The following is a 20,078-nucleotide window of genomic DNA, read 5'->3' on the forward strand; positions in this document are numbered from 1 at the left end:
AGGGACAAAATTTGATCGACGCCCATATCTGGCTGCTTTTTTGCGGGACGGTTTTCGGCCTTTTCGGTATTCCCGGGCCGAATATGCTCCAGGCATTGACGACCTCCGTCCATGAAGGTTTTCGTCAAAGCCTGGCATCGTCGCTCGGCTGTCTGGCGGCTTCCCTGCTGGTCAACACCATCTCCGCAGCGGGGCTTGGCGCCTTCATGCATGCGGAGCCGAGATGGTTTGACGTCATCAAATATTGTGGCGGGGCCTATCTGTTCTATCTCGGTGCGTCGGCAATTTATCACTGGCGGCGCACAAATTTCACGCCCGAGCCGACATTGCAGGAAAAGCGCCTGCGTGGCACGCGCCTCAATATGCGGCGGGGCTTCCTGATCGGAATCAGCAATCCCAAACTGATTCTTTTCTCCGTCGCGTTTTTCCCGCAATTTATCGATCGGCACCGCGATGCCGTGCCGCAATTCGTCATTCTCTTCACGACATTCATGATCGGGGAGGCGATGTGGCTGGTGGCGTACGCGGCGGGCGGCGCACGTCTCTCGGCCCTCCTGGCGCGGCCACGCGTCAGTTACGCCTTCAATATCGCATCCGGCCTGATTTTTATCGCCTTCAGTGTCGCCGTGATCGGCACACGTCTTTGATCAGCTATGGATTGTCAGGGAGAGGAGTTCAGCGCTTTCCGGGGCGTAATCCTCGTTAACATCATTATCTGACCCGATCCCCGTCTCAAAAAAGAGTTGCTGCCTTGATTTGAAGGACGAAAACGGGATGACATTGGGCGTGCCATTAACCCGGACACTCAGCGCGCCTTCTGGGCGGGCATCCATGATGATATGCGCTTCCCGGCCCTGCGCCAGCGTCCCCACAATGACCGTTTCACATTTTTTGCGCGTCAGGCAATGACGCAGACGGATCGTATCCCCCTGTGTGAAAAGCGCCAGCGGCGTGTGCGTCGCATCTGCACGGAAGCGCGCAATATCGAGATTGACGTGGTCAGGCGCCTTCCCGACGAGGAGCCGCATCTCCATATGAAAAGACTGCGCGGAGAGGAGAACGGGCTTATCTAGTCGCAACATGGCTGCGGGTTTGACGCGCCGCCATGGCTCCGGGTGACGCGTCATGCTGGCAAGATGAAACCCGAACATCGTCCGGGCGAACCAGTTACTATGATAGCCGCGTGCGAGCGCATCCCCGGGGATGATGTCGGTGCGATAGGCTTGATCAATCATCAGGGAAAAGGGGCGCAGATCCGTCAGCGTATAAGTCGCTTCACCCGTCGGGGCCAACACGGTGTTATGTTGCGATGGCGGGGTGGCCGCCCCGGCACGTGCGCAAAGCATTGCTGCCAAACCCACCATGGCGCCGAAATGAGATGATAATGCCAGTCGTCGGCGCATAAGGCGTCCCTTTCCCTGAAATTTACGCGTCAGGCGCAACATAAATATCCATGAATTGCCGTAACGCCCGGCCGCGATGGCTGATGGCGTTTTTCTCAGCATCTGTCATTTCAGCAAAGCGCCGCGTTTCCCCATTCGGGATGAAAATGGGATCATAACCATGGCCATTCTCCCCTTTAGGTGGCCAGGCGACCTGACCGTCACAGCGCCCTTCGACAAAATAGGCCCGCCCGTCCGGCCATGCAAGGCACAGAACCGTCACAAACGCGGCACGCTTATCTGTCGCTTCGCCCATCTCATCATGGACGCGCTGCATCGCATGCGCGAAGTCCTGACGCACCCCACCCCAACGCGCGGAATGAATGCCGGGCTGCCCATTAAGGGAAGTGACGCAAAAGCCGGAATCATCCGCCAAAGCTGGCAGCCCCGTCGCCTGCGCAGCGGCAAGGGCTTTGATACGGGCATTGCCTTCAAAACTATCCGCATCCTCATCAGGCTCGGGCAGGTCGAACGCGGCAGCCGACTTGATATCCACGCCTGAAGCCGCGAAGAGCGCCTGAAATTCAGCGAGTTTGCCTTGATTATGGCTGGCCAGAACAAGCTGATCGCCGCGTTTGATCTGCGGCTTCGTCATTTGGCGCGAAAGGCGGCAAGGGCCGCGTCCTGCGCTTCAAAGAGCTGTTTCGTGCCGATTTTTGCCAGGCGCAGCAGCTCAAAAAAAGCTTCCTCACTGAAAGGTGCGTCCTCTGCCGTCCCCTGTATTTCAACAATACCGCCCTGATTTGTCAGCACAAAATTTGTATCGGCCTGCGCTGAACTATCCTCGACGTAATCAAGGTCAAGCACCGCGCCGGACGGGGTCAGGCCACAGGATATGGCGGCAATTTGTGCACGAAGGGGGTTTTTGCGGAGGGCGCCCTGTTTGATCTGCTGATCCATGGCGATCGCGAGTGCGACCCATGCGCCGGTGATCGACGCGCAACGTGTGCCGCCATCGGCATTCAGCACGTCACAATCGACCGTGATGGTCATTTCCCCCAGGGCTTTCAGATCGACGCACGCGCGCAGGGCCCGCCCGATGAGGCGCTGAATCTCCTGCGTGCGGCCGGATTGCTTGCCCTTCGCGGCTTCACGATTGCTGCGACTATGGGTCGCGCGCGGCAACATGCCATATTCCGCCGTGATCCACCCCTGACCCTGGCCGCGTAGGAATGGCGGCACGCGGTTTTCAATACTCGCGGCACAAAGGACCTCTGTCCCGCCCATTCTGATCAGAACTGACCCTTCGGCATGACGCGCAAATCCGGGCTCAATCGAAACGGAACGCAACGCATCTGAAGCGCGACCGGAGGGGCGGGGGGTGCTCATGAATCTATCCTTGAACCTTGAAACCAACGTCCCGGGTTCTAACGGGTTATGACCGGCGGGGGAAGCGATGAAATGGGCAGGATGGGCGCACGGGCGAAGATGAAGTTGGAAGAAACTTTCATCACAACTCTCAGAATATGGCCGTAAAACCTTCTCATCGCATGTTTGCGCGTTTGCGCATCTAGGTGAAGGCGTGAAGCTGCTGTAACATGGGTGCACGGAGAGTCAGAAAGAGATGATGGCACGGACCGATTATCTGACGCGTATGGACGGGCGTTCAGCGCAGGTGTTGAAGGAAATTGTCGAGCAATATCTGCAATCGGGTGATCCGGTCGGATCACGCACCCTGTCTCAGAAACTGACGCCATCTCTCTCACCGGCGACGATCCGAAATGTCATGGCGGAATTGACACGGGCCGGGCTGCTGTTTAGCCCCCATATTTCCGCGGGGCGCGTCCCGACCGAAAAAGGCGTCAAGCTTTTCGTTGATGGTCTGCTTGAATTCGGGCGTCTGACGGAAAATGAGCAGCGTATCATCGCCGCCCGCTTATCTCTGGAAGGGCGGTCCTATAATGACCTGATGGCGGATGCTTCCTCTCTTCTCGCGGGATTATCCAAGGCTGCGGCCGTGGTGCTGGCGCCCAAAAATGACGTGGCCATACGACATATCGAATTCGTGGCTTATGGGCCGTCGCGTGTCCTTGTCATTCTTGTCGGCGCGGATGGGCAGGTTGAGAATCGCATCGTTGAAACGCCGCCGGACATCCCCGCCTCGGCCCTCACGGAAGCGAGTAAATACCTCAATGCCCGGCTCGGAGATGTGACGATCAATGGTTTGCGTCAGCGCGTCAAAAATGAAATGCAGGAATGTCGGCAGGAGCTTGACCAGCTTGCCGCCCAGGTGATTGAAGCTGGGCTGGCTTACTGGGATGAGGGGCATGGCACACTCCACCTCAGGGGGCAGGCGACTCTCCTTGATGACATTAATGAGATGGCGCATTTGTCATCCATCCGGCGCTTGTTTGAAACGCTTGAAACGCAGGAGATGATGCTGAAACTCCTGCACTCCGCTCAGGACTCTGATGGGGTCCGCATTTATGTCGGCGCGGAAAGTGAGCTTTTTGACCTCTCCGGCGTGTCCATGGTCGTGGCTCCTGCGCGCAGCAGAAATAACCGTATTGTCGGGGCGATCGGCGTTATCGGGCCGACCCGACTTAATTACGGGCGCGTGGTGCCTGTCGTCGATTATACGGCTAAAATTCTTGGCCACATCCTTGATTGATCCGCAGGCACGCGCTTTGCGCGATGGCAAGTAACGAAACTTTCATCCTGAACTTTTATCCATGAGTTGCGATTTATTCTCATTGACGTTATAAGCGCTGCATGAAAGAGGAAAAATCGGATGATTATCTGCTCCTGTAACGTGCTGACAGATTATGACGTTGCTGAAGCCGCGCGGGAAGGCGCGACACGTGCGCGTGACGTCTATGCGGCGCGCGGCTGTAAGCCGCAATGCGGCGCGTGCATCCCGGTTATGCAGGATGTTCTGCGTGAATTAGCGGAGGCGGGCGCGTGTCAGATTGAAGGCCAGCCTTATCGCGCACGCCAACCCGCGCGCGCGACGCACGAGGGTTGCGGGCATTGCCTGAGCCTGTCGGAAAATCAGTTGGCCTGAGCCGAGTCGGGCATCTGTGACGCGCCAATAATATCAGCGCCAGCAGGACGCTGCCGACATCAGCCTCATCTGCAGCTTACGGGCTGTCTTCATTTGCAGCGCCGGAATTAAGCTGAATATAGCGCTCAATACCGATCTGTTTAATCAGGTCAAATTGCCGATCCAGATAATCCTCGTGCTCTTCTTCATTCTCAAGAATTTTGAGCAGAAGATCACGTGAGACGAAATCGCGGACCTTCTCACAATAAGCGATGCCCTCGGCTAGATCGACAAGCGCCTTCTTCTCCAACTTCAGGTCGCATTCCAGAATCTCTCTGACGTCCTGACCAATCAGGATGGTGTTGAGGCGCTGCACGTTCGGCAGGCCGCCGAGATAGAGAATGCGCTCAATAAGCCAATCAGCATGGCGCATCTCCTCGATCGATTCCTGATATTCCTTCTTGCCAAGCTTCGTCACACCCCAGTGATTAAGCGTGCGGGCATGAAGGAAATACTGGTTGATGGCTGTGAGCTCATTCGTCAACTGCGTGTTGAGATGCTCAATGATTTTTTCGTCTTTGATCATGTTGCGTCCAATTAAGTTAAAACGAGCCGGAATCGATGCCTGGGGTGCGGCGTCGATAAAATCTTAACGCGCAAATTAAACGCACAACGCAGTCGCGGGCAAGAAAATAATATGTTTGACGATAATAAACGCGTTATTGAGAATGGTTATTATTTTTAAAGACGCGATTACACTGGTATTTCTCTTATCTTACGCCATTATGCAATTGCAAGACTTTCTCAAATACTGCGTTTTATTAAACTATAATTAATTGAAACCGCTCGGGGGGGGTAAAGCGCTTGGCGCTGTCCCCGCAACAATGTCGCGGGCGCACCTCCTCACCTTGCAGACAAGTTTCTTGGAGACGTCTCGATTCAGAATAGAGGAAAGGCGTGGCGCGCCCCGCAGGACGCGTCAGTAACGCCGACGCGTCGAGCTTTTGCCGCCAGGATTGGCCTTTGCCTGACGCGGCTTGCCTGATGACTTCCCGTAAGGTTTTTTCCCCGCAAAAGCGGCGTCGCTTTTTTTGCGGAACCCACCTGCATCATCGCGCCGTTTGCCTTCCGGTCGGGCTGACGGCTTTCTGCCACCGCCATGACGCCGGAAATTGCCAATCGAGGGCGAAGGGGCTTCACCCGGCGTGATGGCGACTTCGTCAGAATCCAGCCCTTCGATACACGCGCTGAAACGCTCGGCCGCGTCTGAGGCAATCTCAAAAACCGTGTGATCAGGGTTGATGCGAATGGCGCCAATATCTTTTTTCGTCACTCCGCCGACACGACAGATAAGCGGAATCAGCCATTTCGGGTCGGCCCGCTCCTCACGCCCGACAGCGAGGCGGAACCAGCTCCCACCCTCAAGATGGCGATCCCTTGGGTGCATTTCCCGCGGTGCTCTCTCCCGATTACCGGGGGGCGGGACGCTGACGGGGCGGATATTCTCGGATTTCGGCAGGCGCTCCCGATAAAGGCGGCTGAGCGCGACGGCCAGGGCGTGGGCGTCATGGGTATTCGCGAGCGTGGTCGCCAATGCATCCTCATCCGGGCGCGATGGCGCAAACAGCGTCTCATGCTCCAGCAGGCGACGCGTATCTTCGGCTTTGATGGCATCCGCTGTGGGCACGGCCTCCCAGCTTGCATCGGTGATCTTAGCCATCGTCAAAAGACGCTCAGCCCGGCGGCGCTGATTATGCGGCACCAGAATGACGCTTGTGCCCTTTCGCCCCGCGCGCCCTGTGCGGCCGGACCGGTGCAGGAGGGTCGCGGGCTCTGACGGGATGCTCGCATTAATGACGAGGCTCAAAGCAGGGACGTCAATGCCGCGCGCGGCGACATCGGTCGCGACGCAGACACGTGCCACGCCGGAGCGCAGGGCTTCCATCGCGCGGCTGCGCTCATTCTGACCCATCTCGCCGGATATGGCGACGGAGGCAAAACCTTTCTCCGTTAATGCGGCCTGTACCTGCGCCACCATCGCACGTGTATGGCAGAAGAGCAGCGCTGAAGGGCTCTCATAAAAGCGGAGGATATTAATGACGGAGCGCTCAATATCATTCGGCGCGGTCAGAATGCAGCGATAAGTAATGTCCGCATGTTGCTTGCGCGCGGAGACCGTATCGATACGCTCCGCATTATTCTGATAGCGCCGCGCAAGGGAGGCGATTTCCCGCGCGATGGTCGCGGAGAAGAGCAGCGTGCGCTTCTGGTCGGGGGTTGCGTCCAGAAGCTGTTCCAACTCCTCCCGGAAACCCAGATCAAGCATCTCATCCGCTTCATCAAGAACAACCGCGCGCAGCTGGGTGAGGTCAAGATTGCCGCGTGACAGATGGTCACATAAGCGCCCGGGCGTGCCGACGACAATATGTGCGCCCTGACGCAATGACTGGGCTTCCCGCCGTGCATCTGTGCCGCCGATGGTGCTGGTGATGCGTGCACCCGTCTCCGCGTAAAGCCATTGCAACTCATTCTGCACCTGCATGGCCAGCTCACGCGTCGGTGCGATGACCAGCGCCAGAGGGGCCTGCGCCGGCGGCAGGCGCTGCGCGTCACCGGGCAGCAATGTCGGCGCGATGGCCAGCCCGAAAGCCACCGTCTTGCCGGAACCTGTCTGGGCAGAAACAAGCAGATCCCGATCGGCGAGTTCCGACTTAAGCACAGCTTCCTGCACGGCCGTGGGGGTCGTGTAGCCTCGGGCGGACAGGGCGCGGTTAAGGGGGGCAGCAGTATCGGGGAATGACATTTAAATCTGGTTCACTTTATACGGAAGTGGCGGCCAAGCGCCTGATGTCATGCATGGATGACGAAATATTTTTCAGGTCCATAAAGAGTTTGTCGTTCAAAAGCCAGCAATAAACGAGAGAAACGCGCGCGCGTTTCCAGGATAGCGCGCGTGCGGATGGTCATTTTAATGTCCTGGACCGACTTTCAGCCTTCGCGCTGCTTGCGCCCGATGACGGCGTGCACCGTATCCTGCCATGCATTAAGGTCTTCCGGCGGGGTTACATCGCCTGTATCCAGATCCGTCAGGCTGGCGCGCGTCATGAAAATCGTGACGAGGCGGACGCGGTCCTCCGCCTCCAGCGCCTGCCACAAGGCGAAGGCCTTGCGTGAATAGAACCGATCCGAGAAGGTCACGACAAGCGCCCCACCCGGGCGCAGCACACGCTCAGCCTGCGAGATGACATGTTGAGGGTGCGTCAAATAAGGCAGCCCATCGCAAAGAAGGACGGCGTCAAAATGCGCGTCCGGGAAGGGGAGCGGGGCCGCGTCATTCAGGTCAAAGACGACGCGAGACGCTAAGCGCGCATTGCCTTGCATGAGGTTTTCGCTCACATCCAGCCCCGTTACATAGGGGAAGGCGATGTCATCCGGCAGGGCTGTCTGCGGCCCGGCCATGAGGTCGAGAATTTCCGCCTCAGGTGAGAGGGTTGCGCGATATAAAGCGGCGACGGCCAGGCGTCCCCCCTGATCCATCGAAAAATCCTTGTCGCACGTCTCGAAATAGGTCGCATCATCGCGATCATCGACACGTTGGAAGGCTTTTTCATTGAAACCGCTTGAATCTTCTGACATCGCTTACACCCTCATGACGCGATGCCCGTTTTATTCAGAATACGGGCCGGGTCAATGCAGGCGGCTTAAAGCGTCAGAGCGCGGCGTCATTCCAGGCGATGGTGTCTTCCTGCACAGGGGCCATCGGGTTGCGCTCCGCGCGGCGGCGGCCTTCCTTCAATAAAGGCTCAAGATGCGCGCTGACAGCATAAAAAGGCGCGCGATCCACCGGCGGCATGAGAATGACCGTGCGCACGCCTGCTGTGACATAATCAAAAATACGTTCAGCAATATCGATCGGCGTGCCGACAAGTGCGGTTGCGGCGATCTGGGATGACAGCCCCTCGGCCACCAGATAATCAACTTCCTGCCATGCGGCGGCGGGGTCCGGATTCATGATGATGTCAAGCGCGACCGCGACAGGCATCCCATCCGCACGGATCTGGGACGGGAGGCAATGAGTCTGCAGAACCTGGCCGGGCTTGCGCGCGCCATGGCGTGAGATTTCCTCAATTTCGTCACCATTCTGGACATAAAGCGTCAGGTGCCGGGCGAATCGGCGCATCCAGTTCAGACGATTGGCATCGACGACGACACGCGTGCCCGGCGGCGCAATGCGCACCAGCTTGATGAGGGCTTCCGTTTTATAGCCGAGTCCCGACCATACCAATGGGACACCACTGTCCGGCGTGGTCTCGGCTCGTTGACGTTTGGGCATTATCCTGTTCCTGATTGATCCCGAAGCAGATTATCGGGACTTCAGCGGCGCTCAAATCAGATGCAACCGCTTTTCAAAACCGGTATAAGGTCACAAATGGGCATTCGGTTTCACAAAATGCACGGGCTCGGTAACGATTTTATCATAATTGACACGCGTCATCAGCCTCTGCATCTCTCAACAAAACTTGTCACGCAATTATGTGACCGCCACTTCGGAATCGGTTGCGACCAACTTGTTCTGCTGGATGCGGCGTCGCGCGCAGAGGCCACGATTCGCGTCCGGTTTTTCAACCCGGATGGGTCGGAGGCCGGGGCCTGTGGCAATGCGTCACGATGTGTCGCCGCGCTTTCAGGAGGGAAGGCCGTGCTGGAGACGGCGGCCGGTCTTCTCCCCTGTGACATGAATGATGCCGGACAGATCACGGTCGATATGGGGCCACCCCGCCTCGATTGGGCGGAGATCCCGCTGGCGCACGCCTGTGACACGACGTCATTGCCGATCGAGGGCGCGCCAGCCGCATGTTCCATGGGCAACCCGCACGCGACATTTTTTGACGGGGTGGCGGCGGCCGCGACATCTGGCCCCGTTTTTGAATGTGACCCCATTTTTCCGCAACGCGCCAATATTGGATTTGCCGAAATCGAAGCCCGCGACAAAATGCGCCTCCGTGTCTGGGAGCGGGGCGCGGGGTTGACCCTGGCCTGTGGTTCCGGCGCGTGTGCGGCGGTCGTGAATGGTGTCCGGCGTGGGCTGATTGACCGATCATGCCGCGTCATATTGGATGGCGGGACGCTCGACATTACCTATCGGGATGATGATCACGTTTTGATGACCGGTCCCGCCTCTTATGTTTTTGAAGGGGAATTTCCCCTTGTCTGACGCAATGGCGCCGACAGGCGGTACTGATCCTTCACAGATCATCACATTTGGCTGTCGACTTAACCTGCATGAGAGTGAGGAGATGGCCAGGCTCGGTGCCGGCCAGGGCAAAATGATCGTCGTCAATAGCTGCGCGGTGACGACAAGCGCGGAGAGACAGGCGCGGCAGGCCATCCGCAAAATACACCGTGCCCACCCCGATGCCGATATTATCGTCACCGGATGCGCGTCGGAAATCGCGCCGGACGCTTATCGTGCACTCCCTGGTGTGACGCGCATCGTCCCGAACCGCGATAAATTGCAGGCGGCTCAATGGGCTTCAGCCCCTGTCAAAACCGGCCCGGCCGAGGTGCCCGGGCAACATATCCGCGCCTTTCTGCAGGTTCAGCAAGGTTGTGACCATCAATGCACATTCTGTATCATTCCGTATGGGCGCGGGGCGTCACGCTCCTTCCCGGTGGCGGAGGTGATTGCGAAAGCCCGATCCCTCATCGCCGCGGGTCATCAGGAACTCGTTGTGACGGGTGTGGATATCGCGTCCTGGGGTGTCGATCTTCTGGGTCGCCCCGCTCTCGGCACGCTGTGTCGCGCCATCCTGCGTGAGGTGCCGGAGCTTCGGCGCCTGCGCCTGTCATCTGTTGACCCGGCTGCCTTCGATGATGATCTATGGACGCTGATCGCGGAAGAGCCGCGCCTGCTGCCGCATCTGCATTTGTCCCTCCAGGCCGCCAGCAACCTCGTCTTAAAGCGCATGAAGCGCCGTCACAGCCGGGAAGACGCCCTTCACCTCGTCAAACGCGCGCGGGACTTGCGGCCGGACATGGCTTTCGGCGCAGACCTGATTGCAGGCTTCCCGACGGAAACGGCGGCGCAGGCGCAGGAAACTTACGATTTTGTCGCGGCGTGTGAGATCGCTTATATTCACGCCTTTCCTTACAGTGAACGCCCGGGCACGCCCGCCGCGCGTATGCCGCCTGTGCCGCACCCGCAACGCACTGCGCGCGCCGCCCGATTGCGTGAATGCGGTGCGGCTAACCGGCGCGCTTACTGGTCACGCCTGATCGGGCAGGAAACAGAAATCCTGATGGAGAAAGACGGGATGGGCCGCTCCCCGCATTTTGCGCCCGTCAAAATCGCCTCTCACCTGGCGCAGCGCGGGGAGATCATCACCGTGCGGCTTGTCGCCCTTGACAAGGAGGCTATCGTGGCGGAGATCGGGGCACATGGCTAGTTTCTTCTCCCGCCTCAAACAGGGCCTTAACCGCTCCTCCCAGAAAATCAACGCGGCGCTGACACATCGGACGTTGGACGATGCTGCTTTAAACGCGCTTGAAGATGCGCTGATCGGCGCGGATCTCGGCCCCGCTGTCGCGGCGCGCGTGATACAGGATTTTCGTCGGACGCGCTTCGGTAAAGACGTTTCGACTGAGGAAATTCACCGCGTTCTGTCGCAGGAGATCGCGCGCGTGCTGGCACCCGTTGCCACGCCCTTCACGCCGGACGTGGCGCATAAGCCGCATGTCGTCCTCGTCGTCGGGGTGAATGGCGTGGGCAAGACGACCACAATCGGCAAAATGGCCCAATGGTTCGCGCAGAGAAACCTGACTTCCATGCTTGTGGCGGGCGATACATTCCGCGCCGCGGCGACGGAACAATTGGAGATCTGGGGGCAGCGTGTCGGGGCGCGGGTGATCTCCGGGAAGCAGGGCGGGGATGCGGCCGGCCTGGCTTTTGACGGGATTCAGAAGGCGCGGGAAGATGGGTGTGACCTCGTTTTTATCGATACAGCGGGGCGCCTCCATAATAAAGGCGCGCTGATGGATGAGCTGACGAAAATCATCCGCGTCATGCGCAAAATCGATGAAACGGCACCGCATTCCGTCCTGCTCGTGCTGGATGCGACGACAGGTCAGAACGCGCTGGAGCAGGTGAGGGTCTTCAAGGAGCTTGTCAACGTGTCCGGCCTTGTCGTCACGAAGCTGGATGGCTCCGCTCGTGGGGGTGTCGTGATTGCGCTTGCTGAAAATTTCGGCCTGCCGGTGCATTTTGTCGGTGTGGGTGAGCAGGCTGATGACCTCCAACCTTTCTCAGCGCTGCAATTTGCGGAGGGTCTGGTCGCGGGTCAGATCAAAGATGACGCTGATTGATGCGCCGGGCTGAGCGGGCCAGGGTAACGATAAAAATCAGTTTTTATTGAGAAAATCCGGCAACAATTAAATAAAAAACTTGTTTGTTAAGAGCGAAGGCGCTAAGGGGCGGCTTCTTGGCACAAGCGGGGGCGATTTGCCCAACGCAGCCGTCTACTGGTTTGGGGGTACGTGATGAACGCACTTGCTCAAATGGGGATGGTATCGGACTTTCCGAGAGATAACCAAAAAGCGCTGACATCGACAGAATCTGGCATCGTCCAGAAAGATTATTTTATTGAAAGAGATGGTGAGCAATTTGCCGGGCACCATCTTCTCGTGGATTTTTGGGGTGCCAAAAATCTTGATGATCCGGAGCTCATAGAAAAATCTCTTCGCGATGCGGCAGAAGCCGCAGGCGCCACCATCCTGCACGGCCATTTTCACCATTTTACGCCGAATGGCGGGGTGTCGGGCGTGCTTGTCCTGGCTGAGAGTCATATCTCGATCCATACATGGCCGGAGCGAAGTTTTGCAGCGGTGGATGTGTTTATGTGCGGGGCCTGTGACCCGCTCAAGACGCTTCCCGTGATGCAATCCTGCTTTAAGGCGGATCGGATCAATGACTCATTTTTGAGGCGGGGCCGCATTCAATCAGGCGTCTGACTGCCTGAATTTCTTCACGTCTTTATTTTGAAATAAGCGCCGGTATGACTGCCGGCGCGCATATCCTTGCGTCGCAAGGGTTAAGGGTAAGCCATGACTGAAAACTGGATCCACGAGTCACTCTACCCCACATGGTGTCAGAGCTTTAAAATCGAGAAAATGCTCATCGAAAAGAAAAGCGCGTTTCAAGACATTAAATTGTTCGAGACGGCTTATCATGGGCGCGTCCTGCTGCTTGATGGTGTCGTGCAGGTCACGGAAAAAGACGAGTTTCCGTATCATGAAATGATCACCCACGTGCCGCTTCTGACCCATGGTGCGGCAAAGCGCGTGCTGATTATCGGCGCGGGAGACGGGGGCGTGCTGCGTCACGTCCTCATGCATCGCACTGTTGAAAAAGCGGTCATGGTTGAGATTGATGCGGACGTTATCGACCTCTCCAAACAATTTATGCCACAAATCGGGGGCGCGTCCTGGGACGATCCGCGCGCGGACGTCATTGTCGGCGACGGCATTGCCTATGTCGCCAAAGCTGAAGATGCGTCTTTCGACGTGATTATTGTGGATTCGACAGACCCGATCGGCGTCGGAGAGGTGCTTTTCACGGACGCATTTTATCAGGAATGTGCGCGCATTTTGTCGCCCCGCGGCATCATCGTCAATCAGTGCGGCGTGCCCTTTATGCAGAGTGAGGAGTTGGAGGTGACAAGCCGCCGCCGTCGGCAATTCTTCCCGCATGTCTCGGCCTATGTTGTGTCCATGCCAACTTATGTCGGGGGCTTCATGGCGTTGGGTTTTGCCAGCAAGGACGCCCATCTGACTTTGCCTGCCACGTCGGAGATCGCCGCGCGCGCGCAGGCTGCCGGATTGAACGGTGATTCATTTTACTGGTCACCCGATGTGCAGCATGCCGCTTTCGCCCTGCCACCCTATATTGGTCGCTGCCTTCCCCAACGGTGAAATTTACCCTCATCGCCGCGTTGAGGATTGTTCCCGAAGCGTCAAACGTGACGCTGCGCGCGCGGTGAGGGTGCTTCATTGATCCGATACTGCTTTTTTATTTTGAGGAGGGCCGGTCATGACCCCCAAATTGAAAATGTTTTTCTCGGAAGGTGCCTTGCCAACACCTTATCTCGCCGTCGACCTCGACCGTGTCGCCAAGCAATATCGGCGGATGGTTAAAGCGATGCCGTGGGCGAAAGTTTTTTACGCGGTCAAAGCCAACCCTGCCGCGCCAATCCTGAAAACACTGGTGCGCGCCAAAGCGGGTTTTGACGCGGCCTCGATTGAGGAAGTGCGCCAATGCCTGGCGGCTGGATGTGCGCCATCGGATATTTCCTACGGTAACCCGATCAAAAAATCCGCATCTATCGCAGAGGCCGCGTCCCTCGGTGTTAGGCTGTTCGTTTGCGATAGTGAGGAGGAACTTCAGAAAATCGCGCAACATGCACCGGGGGCGAAAATCTACACGCGTCTCGGGGTTGATAATGAGGGCGCGGATTGGCCCCTTTCACAGAAATTCGGGGCCTCTGCATCGACCTGTGCTTCTCTGTTGCGCAAAGCCTCGGATCTGGGACTCATCCCCTATGGCGTGTCGTTTCATGTTGGAAGTCAGCAGGGCTCCCCCGCTGCCTATATTGACGCGATCCACCAGGCCGCGCGTATTTTTCAAGATGTCGCGGCGCATGGCATCAAACTGACCATGCTGAATATTGGCGGCGGTTTCCCCGTTCAATATCGCGCCCCGGTGCCGGAAATTGAGCGTTTCGCCTCAGAGATTGATGCGGCTTTAACGACAGCGTTCGGCGCGGCGCGGCCCTTCATCATGTCGGAGCCGGGTCGTTACCTCGTCGCTGAAGCCGGGATCGTGTGCAGTGAAGTCGTGCTGAATGCGCGGCGGGAGCTTCCGGGGCAGGAGGGGGACTGGCTCTATCTCGATATCGGCCGCTTCGGTGGTCTGGCGGAAACGGAGGATGAGGCCATCCGCTACGACATCGTGTCCCTCCGGCAGCAGGCGCCGCAACGCCCTTTTGTCCTTGCCGGACCGACGTGTGATGGGGTGGATATACTTTATCGGAAAAATAAAGTGTCCCTGCCGTCAGATTTGAAAGAAGGCGACCGTGTAGCGCTTCTCGCCGCTGGCGCTTATGTTTCGACCTATTCGTCTCAGGGTTTTAACGGCTTCGCACCCCTTTCCGAACATTATATTTGATCGGGGCGCCGCTATTCCGGCGGCGGAGAGCCGGAGACGCGATGTCAATCCAAGTCGAAATGCTTCGGCGAAAATGAAATGGTGACCCCATTTTCGCCAATCCTGCGCCTAGAGTGGAATGACGTTCTGGGCGGCGTCCGTTAAAATCGTAATTCCGGGGAGGAGCTTGCCTTCAAGCCACTCCAGAAAAGCGCCGCCTGCCGTTGAAACATACGTCATATCATGCACGACCCCGGCATGGCGGAGCGCTGAGACCGTATCACCGCCCCCGGCAATCGTTTTCAACTTACCCGATTTTGTCAGTGCGGCGGCTTCCTGCGCGACAGCGACCGTTGCCTTGTCGAAAGGCGCGATCTCAAACGCGCCGAGAGGGCCATTCCAGACAAGCGTCTTCAGATCCCTCAATTTGGACGTAATGAGGGAGATGGTCTCGGGCCCTGCATCGAGCACCATTTTATCGTCCGGGATGTCACCGGTCTTACAAACGCGGGAAGGCGCATTCCTTTCAAATTTGTCCGCAATGACGACATCGACAGGAAGAACAACCTCGCAGTTATTTTCCCGCGCCTTGGCCAGGATATCGCGCGCCGTTTCATGCATGTCGGCTTCCTGGAGTGATTTCCCGATGGCGACACCCTGCGCGGCGAGGAATGTGTTGGCCATCGCCCCGCCAATAAACAGCACATCAACCTTCTCAAGCAGGTTGCCGATCAGATCGAGCTTCGTGGAGATTTTCGCCCCGCCGATCAGAGCGCCAACAGGTCGGTCCGGATTTTCGAGCGCGGTGGAGAGTGCGCTGAGCTCCGCCTCCATCAGGCGACCTGCGAAGGAGGGCAGATGGCGCGCGACACCCTCGGTTGAGGCATGGGCGCGATGCGCGGCTGAGAAGGCGTCATTGACGTAAACATCGCCAAGCTTCGCCAGCATGGCTGAAAATTCCGGGTCGTTCGCCTCTTCCCCTTCATGGAAGCGGGTATTTTCCAGCAGAAGGACTTCCGTATCCTCTAACCGGGCCACAGCCTGCTCCACTTCCGGGCCGATACAGTTGGGCACGAAATGCACGTCGCGCTTCAGCCGGGCAGAGATGATCTCCGCAATCGGCCCGAGAGACATATGCGGCACAACCTTGCCTTTGGGCCGATCAAAATGGCTCAGCACGATGACGCGCGCCCCTTTACGGGCCAATTCGTCAATCGTGGGCAGAAGACGGTCAATGCGCGTCGTGTCCGTGACTTGACCGTCGCGAACGGGCACGTTGAGGTCAGCGCGCAGAAGCACGCGCTTGCCCTCCGGTGAAAGATGATTCAGCGTGCGTAACGTGCCCATTGCTTTACCTTCCCTTACAGGCTCGCGAAAAGTGCGGCTGTGTCCGACATGCGGTTCGAGAAGCCCCACTCATTGTCATACCATGCGCAGACGCGCACCATCTTGCCGCCATCCACCAGCGATGTCTGCGTTGCATCGAAGGTTGAAGAGGCCGGGCTGTGGTTGAAGTCACCACTGACAAGCGGCGCCTCATTATAAGCCAGAATGCCTTTGAGAGGCCCCTCTGCCGCCTGACGCATCGCGTCATTGATTTCCTGCACCGAAGCTGGCGTGCGTGTCGGCACGATGTCCAGTGATACGACTGAAACGTTCGGCGTGGGCACACGGATTGACGTGCCATCCAGCCGTCCCTTCAGATGGGGCAGGACGAGGCCGATCGCCTTTGCGGCACCGGTCGATGTGGGGATCATGTTCAGTGAGGCCGCACGCGCGCGACGCGGGTCACGATGATGCGTGTCGACCGTGCGTTGATCACCCGTAAAGGAGTGAATGGTCACCATGTAACCACACGTGATGCCAATCGTCTCATCCAGAATTTTTGCGACCGGCGCGAGGCAGTTTGTCGTGCAGGAAGCGTTGGAAATCACCGTCATATCGGGTGTGAGCATGGCATTATTGACGCCGTAGACGATCGTCGCGTCAACATCCGTCCCGGGGGCGGAAATAATGACCTTCCGCGCACCGGCCTTCAAAAGGGCTGAAGCTTTTTCCTTGGAGGTGAAAAGCCCGGTGCACTCCATCGCCACATCCACGCCTTTAAAAGGCACGGCTGACGGGTCACGCTCAGCCGACACATGGATAGGGTCCCACTGCCGACCATTCGCGGAGATGATCAGCTTGTCGCCCTCCGCCCTCACATCAGCGGGGAGCCGTCCATGGACGCTGTCATAGGCGAGCAGATGGGCATTTTCCGCCACACTGCCGAGATCATTGATCGCAACGGGGACGACATCGGTGCGGCCACTTTCAATGATACTGCGAAGAACAAGCCGTCCGATACGTCCAAAACCATTAATAGCGATCTTTGTCGCCATGATAACCTCCAGCCTCACAAACTCTGTTTTGCCGCCCTAACCTAACATTTTCCCACGCTGTGTTAAGAGGCGGGGCCGTTGAAAAGCATCAAATTGTGAAAAAACCGTTCAGTCTGCAGGTTTCTGCTTGCCGATCTCCGGAAATCACCGCACATTTCTCATGATGGAGAAAAATCTTGCCCCGTGGCGGAATTGGCCGGTCGATGCGTCATCCTGCGTCGCATATATCATGCGCGCCGCGCCAGTCACTTGCGGGTTGCTCCTACTCCTGAGCAGTTGCGCGCCTCCCGGGCAACGATGGTTTGACTCCCATACGGGTCGCCGCCCAGAGCCGCCGCGCAAGCCCGTCATTACCCAGCCCGCACCAGCACCCTTCATCAAATTTTCCGATGATACGCCGGAGGATGACTGGGCGCCGGTCGTTACAAAATCCGTCAAATTTGCCTTGGCGCGCAAAGCTCAGCTCCTCTTCGTGGTGCAGGCCACCTGTCCGGCACCGGCAGATCTGAAGGGGCAGGCTGACCAGTTACGTCAAGCCAGTGACACAACATTGCGATCCTTATTGACGGTGATGCGTGCAGCGGGGGCGGATGCCTCCCAGATCTTGATTTCGGCGCGCGTGCAGCAAAATGTCGCCCATTGCGTTTATCATATCGATCCAGAATGAGGCGTTGCGGCCTTATCGGCCGATCTGCCTCGACCTGACCCCGGACGCGCCGCTAACCGCGTCGGGGTGGGCCATCGCCAAGTCATGAAGGGACCGGATAAAACATGGCGATCAAAAAAGATATTTGGCGCACCGGACTCTGCTTCGCGCCGGTCGATGACATCGTGACGATGGGCGGTTTCTCCGGTTTCGACGTGACCTGGCTTCCCGATATGCCCCGTTCCTACCAGTTCCGGGCCGATCCGTTTGGCTTGCGGCTGGGGGATAATCTGCATCTTTTCAGTGAGGTGTTCGATTATCGGGACCGCCATGGACGCATTGAGTGGGCAGCACTTGATGCGAAGGGGCGCGTCATCGAGTCGCGCATTGTCCTCGAAAAGCCCTGGCATTTATCCTACCCGCAGGTCTTTGCGTCCGAGGGTGAGATCTGGATGCTGCCGGAGGCCTTCCAATCCGGAAAACTGACGCTTTACCGCGCCAAAACCTTCCCGGATGAATGGGAGGCGACATGCGATATTGCGCTCGGGGAAGACGTTGCCATTGACGCAACGATTTTGAATTTCCACGGCATGTGGTGGCTGTTCTACACGCCGCTCCACGCGGTTAAAAGCGGGGTCAATGCGCTGCATTGCGCTTATGCGAATCGCTTGACAGGGCATTGGACGCGACATGCCGGCAACCCGATCCGGGTTGATCATGCCAGCGCCCGACCGGGCGGTATGGCGGTTGAAATTGATGGGAAGGTGATGCTGCCGGTTCAGGATTGTGTGGGGGGTTACGGGCGTGGCATCCGGCCTTTATGGCTTGACAGTTTAAGCCCCGCCTCGGTCAAAATCTCCTGCGGGCCGCGCCTTAACCCGGCCCCCGGTTTCAAGCCTTATCTTGAAGGGCTCCACACGCTCTCCGCCTGCGGCGATTTGACTTTTTTCGACGTGAAAAAACGCACCCTCTCCCCCAATCTGCTCATGATCGAAGCCCGACGCGCCCTTCGCAACCGCGCGGCGCAACGACGCCAGGACGTCTGAACTACGAGGGCGTCGGCTGGGCGTGCGTTCGGCCCTTGATGGCCCGCCGCGTACATCGCCGCGCACTCCAGACCCAATAAATGAACACGGCGAAATTGCAGATGGCCGCCGTATAACATGCGCCCGTAAGCGAAAATCTGCGCGTCAGCACCACCAACATCGGGAAGTAGAGGAGAAGCAGGATGGAGCGCGCACGCACCAGGCGCGACACATGCCCCATGACAATCAGCATCGGTTCCAGCGGTACGATCAACAGGCTGAACGCCGCTGCCACGAGCATGATCGATATATAATGGGTGCTTCCCTTGACGTGCAGATGCAGCATCAGAGCGAAGATCTTCCCCCCCGCCAGGGCGGAAACAATCAGCAACGCGACAGAAACCGCGCAGAGAATGGCGAAAATCTTCCAGGTGACGCGGGCCAGGCCCTTCCAGTTTCTTTCCGCGCGCAGACGCGTCAGCTCCGGGTAGAGGACGGGTGAGAGGAGTTGGGCCGGGGTAACAATCCCATCGGCGATCTGGCGGCAGATGCGGAAGATCGCGGCTTCCGCCGGGCCGAGGAGGTTCCCGACAATCAAGGTGCTGACATTACCGGCAACGAGGCTGAGCGTCTGATTCAGGCTGGTTGAGCGCGTGAAGGCCCACATGCCCTTAAGCCGCCACTTCCAGCCTAGCAGGGTGCTCTGCCAGTCAAGGCGTATATGCGCGTCCTTGCGCAAAGTGCGGATCGCGAAAAATATGAAGAGCGCGTAATCCAGCAGAACCGTCCCGCCCCAGACGGCGACGAAAAAAGGCAGCGACATATGCGCGAAGAAACCGATCGCCGCGCCGAATGTGCGGAACAATGCCGTCGCCGAATCGGTTACGGGCACAAGAGCGAATCGCCCTGTCAGACGCAGGACGCCCTGCGCCCAGCCCGTATATTTGAAAGGGCAGACAATCAGATAGGCGAACGCGAGCAACCGCTCCTGCGATGTCCAGCCTGATGTGAAGCTGTAGAAAATGACACTGACCAACCCGAAGAGAACGGCCGCCAGAGCGGAGAGGAGATCGAGCCGGACACAGAACCCGATGACCTGTTTCAGCAATCCCTTATCGCCCGACTTAAAGGGCGCATCGCCAAAATGGATCATCGTTTGCCATGATTGCAACCGCGTGATGGTAGAAGCCGTCGTTGCAAGCGAATGAATCAGGATAAGGATGCCGAAATCGCGCAGTCCCAATGCACGGATCGCCAGAGAAATATAGGCGAAACTGCATATTGCGTTGGCCACGCGCCCAATTGTCAGAAAACTGACATTGCTGAAAATGCGCCGATAAAGAATTGAATGCGCTGACATGATTGTCTTTTGCCGAATGACGTCTCAAAAATAAAGGTTCAGT

The 20,078-nt window shown here is 57.8% G+C and carries 21 protein-coding genes; 11 read left to right on the top strand and 10 right to left on the bottom strand.

Annotated features, from left to right (window positions below; genetic code table 11):
* The first annotated feature begins 11 nt into the window (after positions 1–11).
* Complete coding sequence (locus tag N5W20_RS08755; protein WP_319806758.1) at positions 12–647, top strand: LysE family translocator; 636 nt, start codon at positions 12–14, stop codon at positions 645–647.
* On the opposite strand, the gene N5W20_RS08760 is transcribed toward N5W20_RS08755, so the two are convergent.
* Genes N5W20_RS08760 through rph form a run of 3 tightly spaced genes read right to left on the bottom strand, consistent with a single transcriptional unit; the run spans position 648 to position 2,771 of the window.
* The gene (locus tag N5W20_RS08760; RefSeq protein ID WP_319806759.1) at positions 648–1,505 is read right to left on the bottom strand and encodes a hypothetical protein; all 858 of its coding nucleotides are present in this window, start codon (positions 1,503–1,505) and stop codon (positions 648–650) included.
* Positions 1,426–2,037: an RdgB/HAM1 family non-canonical purine NTP pyrophosphatase gene (rdgB, locus tag N5W20_RS08765; RefSeq protein ID WP_319806760.1), complete on the bottom strand. Its 612-nt coding sequence runs from the start codon at positions 2,035–2,037 to the stop codon at positions 1,426–1,428. The genes N5W20_RS08760 and rdgB overlap by 80 nt, the downstream gene beginning before the upstream one ends.
* The gene (rph, locus tag N5W20_RS08770) at positions 2,034–2,771 is read right to left on the bottom strand and encodes a ribonuclease PH (RefSeq protein ID WP_319806761.1); all 738 of its coding nucleotides are present in this window, start codon (positions 2,769–2,771) and stop codon (positions 2,034–2,036) included. Before rph ends, rdgB begins: the two co-directional genes overlap by 4 nt.
* 235 nt (positions 2,772–3,006) lie before the next feature.
* On the opposite strand from rph, the gene hrcA reads away from it, so the two are divergent.
* On the top strand, positions 3,007–4,053 hold the full coding sequence (gene hrcA, locus N5W20_RS08775) for a heat-inducible transcriptional repressor HrcA (protein WP_319806762.1): 1,047 nt from the start codon (positions 3,007–3,009) through the stop codon (positions 4,051–4,053).
* Between the two features lie 120 nt (positions 4,054–4,173).
* Entirely contained in the window at positions 4,174–4,446 is a 273-nt protein-coding gene (locus N5W20_RS08780) for a (2Fe-2S)-binding protein (RefSeq protein WP_319806763.1), read from the top strand.
* Between the two features lie 76 nt (positions 4,447–4,522).
* Here N5W20_RS08780 and bfr read toward each other — a convergent pair whose 3' ends face one another.
* The 4 genes from bfr to N5W20_RS08800 all read right to left on the bottom strand — a co-directional run bounded on the left by bfr (position 4,523) and on the right by N5W20_RS08800 (position 8,758).
* Positions 4,523–5,011, bottom strand: coding sequence for a bacterioferritin (gene bfr, locus N5W20_RS08785; RefSeq protein WP_319806764.1), 489 nt, complete (start codon positions 5,009–5,011; stop codon positions 4,523–4,525).
* A 393-nt stretch (positions 5,012–5,404) separates the two neighbouring features.
* Entirely contained in the window at positions 5,405–7,228 is a 1,824-nt protein-coding gene (locus N5W20_RS08790) for a DEAD/DEAH box helicase (protein ID WP_319806765.1), read from the bottom strand.
* A 185-nt stretch (positions 7,229–7,413) separates the two neighbouring features.
* Complete coding sequence (locus N5W20_RS08795; protein ID WP_319806766.1) at positions 7,414–8,061, bottom strand: class I SAM-dependent methyltransferase; 648 nt, start codon at positions 8,059–8,061, stop codon at positions 7,414–7,416.
* A gap of 73 nt (positions 8,062–8,134) precedes the next feature.
* Positions 8,135–8,758, bottom strand: coding sequence for a hypothetical protein (locus tag N5W20_RS08800; protein ID WP_319806767.1), 624 nt, complete (start codon positions 8,756–8,758; stop codon positions 8,135–8,137).
* 96 nt (positions 8,759–8,854) lie between these two features.
* On the opposite strand from N5W20_RS08800, the gene dapF reads away from it, so the two are divergent.
* The 6 genes from dapF to N5W20_RS08830 all read left to right on the top strand — a co-directional run bounded on the left by dapF (position 8,855) and on the right by N5W20_RS08830 (position 14,644).
* Positions 8,855–9,640 (top strand): diaminopimelate epimerase, encoded by a 786-nt coding sequence (gene dapF / locus N5W20_RS08805; protein WP_319806768.1) that lies wholly within the window; start codon positions 8,855–8,857, stop codon positions 9,638–9,640.
* A gap of 4 nt (positions 9,641–9,644) precedes the next feature.
* On the top strand, positions 9,645–10,871 hold the full coding sequence (gene mtaB, locus N5W20_RS08810; protein ID WP_319807879.1) for a tRNA (N(6)-L-threonylcarbamoyladenosine(37)-C(2))-methylthiotransferase MtaB: 1,227 nt from the start codon (positions 9,645–9,647) through the stop codon (positions 10,869–10,871).
* Entirely contained in the window at positions 10,864–11,787 is a 924-nt protein-coding gene (gene ftsY, locus N5W20_RS08815; protein WP_319806769.1) for a signal recognition particle-docking protein FtsY, read from the top strand. The genes mtaB and ftsY overlap by 8 nt, the downstream gene beginning before the upstream one ends.
* 174 nt (positions 11,788–11,961) lie before the next feature.
* Positions 11,962–12,432 (top strand): adenosylmethionine decarboxylase, encoded by a 471-nt coding sequence (gene speD, locus N5W20_RS08820; protein ID WP_319806770.1) that lies wholly within the window; start codon positions 11,962–11,964, stop codon positions 12,430–12,432.
* A gap of 93 nt (positions 12,433–12,525) precedes the next feature.
* A complete protein-coding gene (gene speE, locus N5W20_RS08825; protein ID WP_319806771.1) occupies positions 12,526–13,392 on the top strand; it encodes a polyamine aminopropyltransferase in 867 nt (288 codons plus the stop codon).
* A 118-nt stretch (positions 13,393–13,510) separates the two neighbouring features.
* Positions 13,511–14,644 carry a type III PLP-dependent enzyme gene (locus N5W20_RS08830; protein ID WP_319806772.1) on the top strand — a complete coding sequence of 378 codons (1,134 nt, stop codon included), beginning with the start codon at positions 13,511–13,513 and terminating at the stop codon, positions 14,642–14,644.
* A gap of 108 nt (positions 14,645–14,752) precedes the next feature.
* On the opposite strand, the gene N5W20_RS08835 is transcribed toward N5W20_RS08830, so the two are convergent.
* Positions 14,753–15,970, bottom strand: coding sequence for a phosphoglycerate kinase (locus N5W20_RS08835; RefSeq protein WP_319806773.1), 1,218 nt, complete (start codon positions 15,968–15,970; stop codon positions 14,753–14,755).
* Between the two features lie 14 nt (positions 15,971–15,984).
* The gene (gene gap / locus N5W20_RS08840; protein WP_319806774.1) at positions 15,985–17,004 is read right to left on the bottom strand and encodes a type I glyceraldehyde-3-phosphate dehydrogenase; all 1,020 of its coding nucleotides are present in this window, start codon (positions 17,002–17,004) and stop codon (positions 15,985–15,987) included.
* 160 nt (positions 17,005–17,164) lie between these two features.
* Between gap and N5W20_RS08845 the strand changes: the two genes are divergently transcribed.
* Positions 17,165–17,671 (top strand): hypothetical protein, encoded by a 507-nt coding sequence (locus N5W20_RS08845; protein WP_319806775.1) that lies wholly within the window; start codon positions 17,165–17,167, stop codon positions 17,669–17,671.
* Positions 17,672–17,775: 104 nt separating this feature from the next.
* A complete protein-coding gene (locus tag N5W20_RS08850; RefSeq protein WP_319806776.1) occupies positions 17,776–18,696 on the top strand; it encodes a glucosamine inositolphosphorylceramide transferase family protein in 921 nt (306 codons plus the stop codon).
* Between the two features lies 1 nt (position 18,697).
* Here the strand turns inward: N5W20_RS08850 and N5W20_RS08855 are convergent, their stop codons facing one another.
* Positions 18,698–20,035: a lipopolysaccharide biosynthesis protein gene (locus N5W20_RS08855; protein ID WP_319806777.1), complete on the bottom strand. Its 1,338-nt coding sequence runs from the start codon at positions 20,033–20,035 to the stop codon at positions 18,698–18,700.
* Between the last annotated feature and the right edge of the window lie 43 nt (positions 20,036–20,078).

Origin of the sequence: Candidatus Kirkpatrickella diaphorinae, assembly GCF_025736875.1 — a bacterium.
GTDB classification, from domain to species: domain Bacteria; phylum Pseudomonadota; class Alphaproteobacteria; order Acetobacterales; family Acetobacteraceae; genus Sorlinia; species Sorlinia diaphorinae.

Coding starts and splice junctions, on each gene's coding strand:
- N5W20_RS08760 (WP_319806759.1), bottom strand. CDS start 1,505: ATGCTGAGAAAAACGCCATCAGCCATCGCGGCCGGGCGTTACGGCAAT.
- rdgB (WP_319806760.1), bottom strand. CDS start 2,037: ATGACGAAGCCGCAGATCAAACGCGGCGATCAGCTTGTTCTGGCCAGC.
- rph (WP_319806761.1), bottom strand. CDS start 2,771: ATGAGCACCCCCCGCCCCTCCGGTCGCGCTTCAGATGCGTTGCGTTCC.
- hrcA (WP_319806762.1), top strand. CDS start 3,007: ATGATGGCACGGACCGATTATCTGACGCGTATGGACGGGCGTTCAGCG.
- N5W20_RS08780 (WP_319806763.1), top strand. CDS start 4,174: ATGATTATCTGCTCCTGTAACGTGCTGACAGATTATGACGTTGCTGAA.
- bfr (WP_319806764.1), bottom strand. CDS start 5,011: ATGATCAAAGACGAAAAAATCATTGAGCATCTCAACACGCAGTTGACG.
- N5W20_RS08790 (WP_319806765.1), bottom strand. CDS start 7,228: ATGTCATTCCCCGATACTGCTGCCCCCCTTAACCGCGCCCTGTCCGCC.
- N5W20_RS08795 (WP_319806766.1), bottom strand. CDS start 8,061: ATGTCAGAAGATTCAAGCGGTTTCAATGAAAAAGCCTTCCAACGTGTC.
- N5W20_RS08800 (WP_319806767.1), bottom strand. CDS start 8,758: ATGCCCAAACGTCAACGAGCCGAGACCACGCCGGACAGTGGTGTCCCA.
- dapF (WP_319806768.1), top strand. CDS start 8,855: ATGGGCATTCGGTTTCACAAAATGCACGGGCTCGGTAACGATTTTATC.
- mtaB (WP_319807879.1), top strand. CDS start 9,645: ATGGCGCCGACAGGCGGTACTGATCCTTCACAGATCATCACATTTGGC.
- ftsY (WP_319806769.1), top strand. CDS start 10,864: ATGGCTAGTTTCTTCTCCCGCCTCAAACAGGGCCTTAACCGCTCCTCC.
- speD (WP_319806770.1), top strand. CDS start 11,962: ATGAACGCACTTGCTCAAATGGGGATGGTATCGGACTTTCCGAGAGAT.
- speE (WP_319806771.1), top strand. CDS start 12,526: ATGACTGAAAACTGGATCCACGAGTCACTCTACCCCACATGGTGTCAG.
- N5W20_RS08830 (WP_319806772.1), top strand. CDS start 13,511: ATGACCCCCAAATTGAAAATGTTTTTCTCGGAAGGTGCCTTGCCAACA.
- N5W20_RS08835 (WP_319806773.1), bottom strand. CDS start 15,970: ATGGGCACGTTACGCACGCTGAATCATCTTTCACCGGAGGGCAAGCGC.
- gap (WP_319806774.1), bottom strand. CDS start 17,004: ATGGCGACAAAGATCGCTATTAATGGTTTTGGACGTATCGGACGGCTT.
- N5W20_RS08845 (WP_319806775.1), top strand. CDS start 17,165: ATGATGGAGAAAAATCTTGCCCCGTGGCGGAATTGGCCGGTCGATGCG.
- N5W20_RS08850 (WP_319806776.1), top strand. CDS start 17,776: ATGGCGATCAAAAAAGATATTTGGCGCACCGGACTCTGCTTCGCGCCG.
- N5W20_RS08855 (WP_319806777.1), bottom strand. CDS start 20,035: ATGTCAGCGCATTCAATTCTTTATCGGCGCATTTTCAGCAATGTCAGT.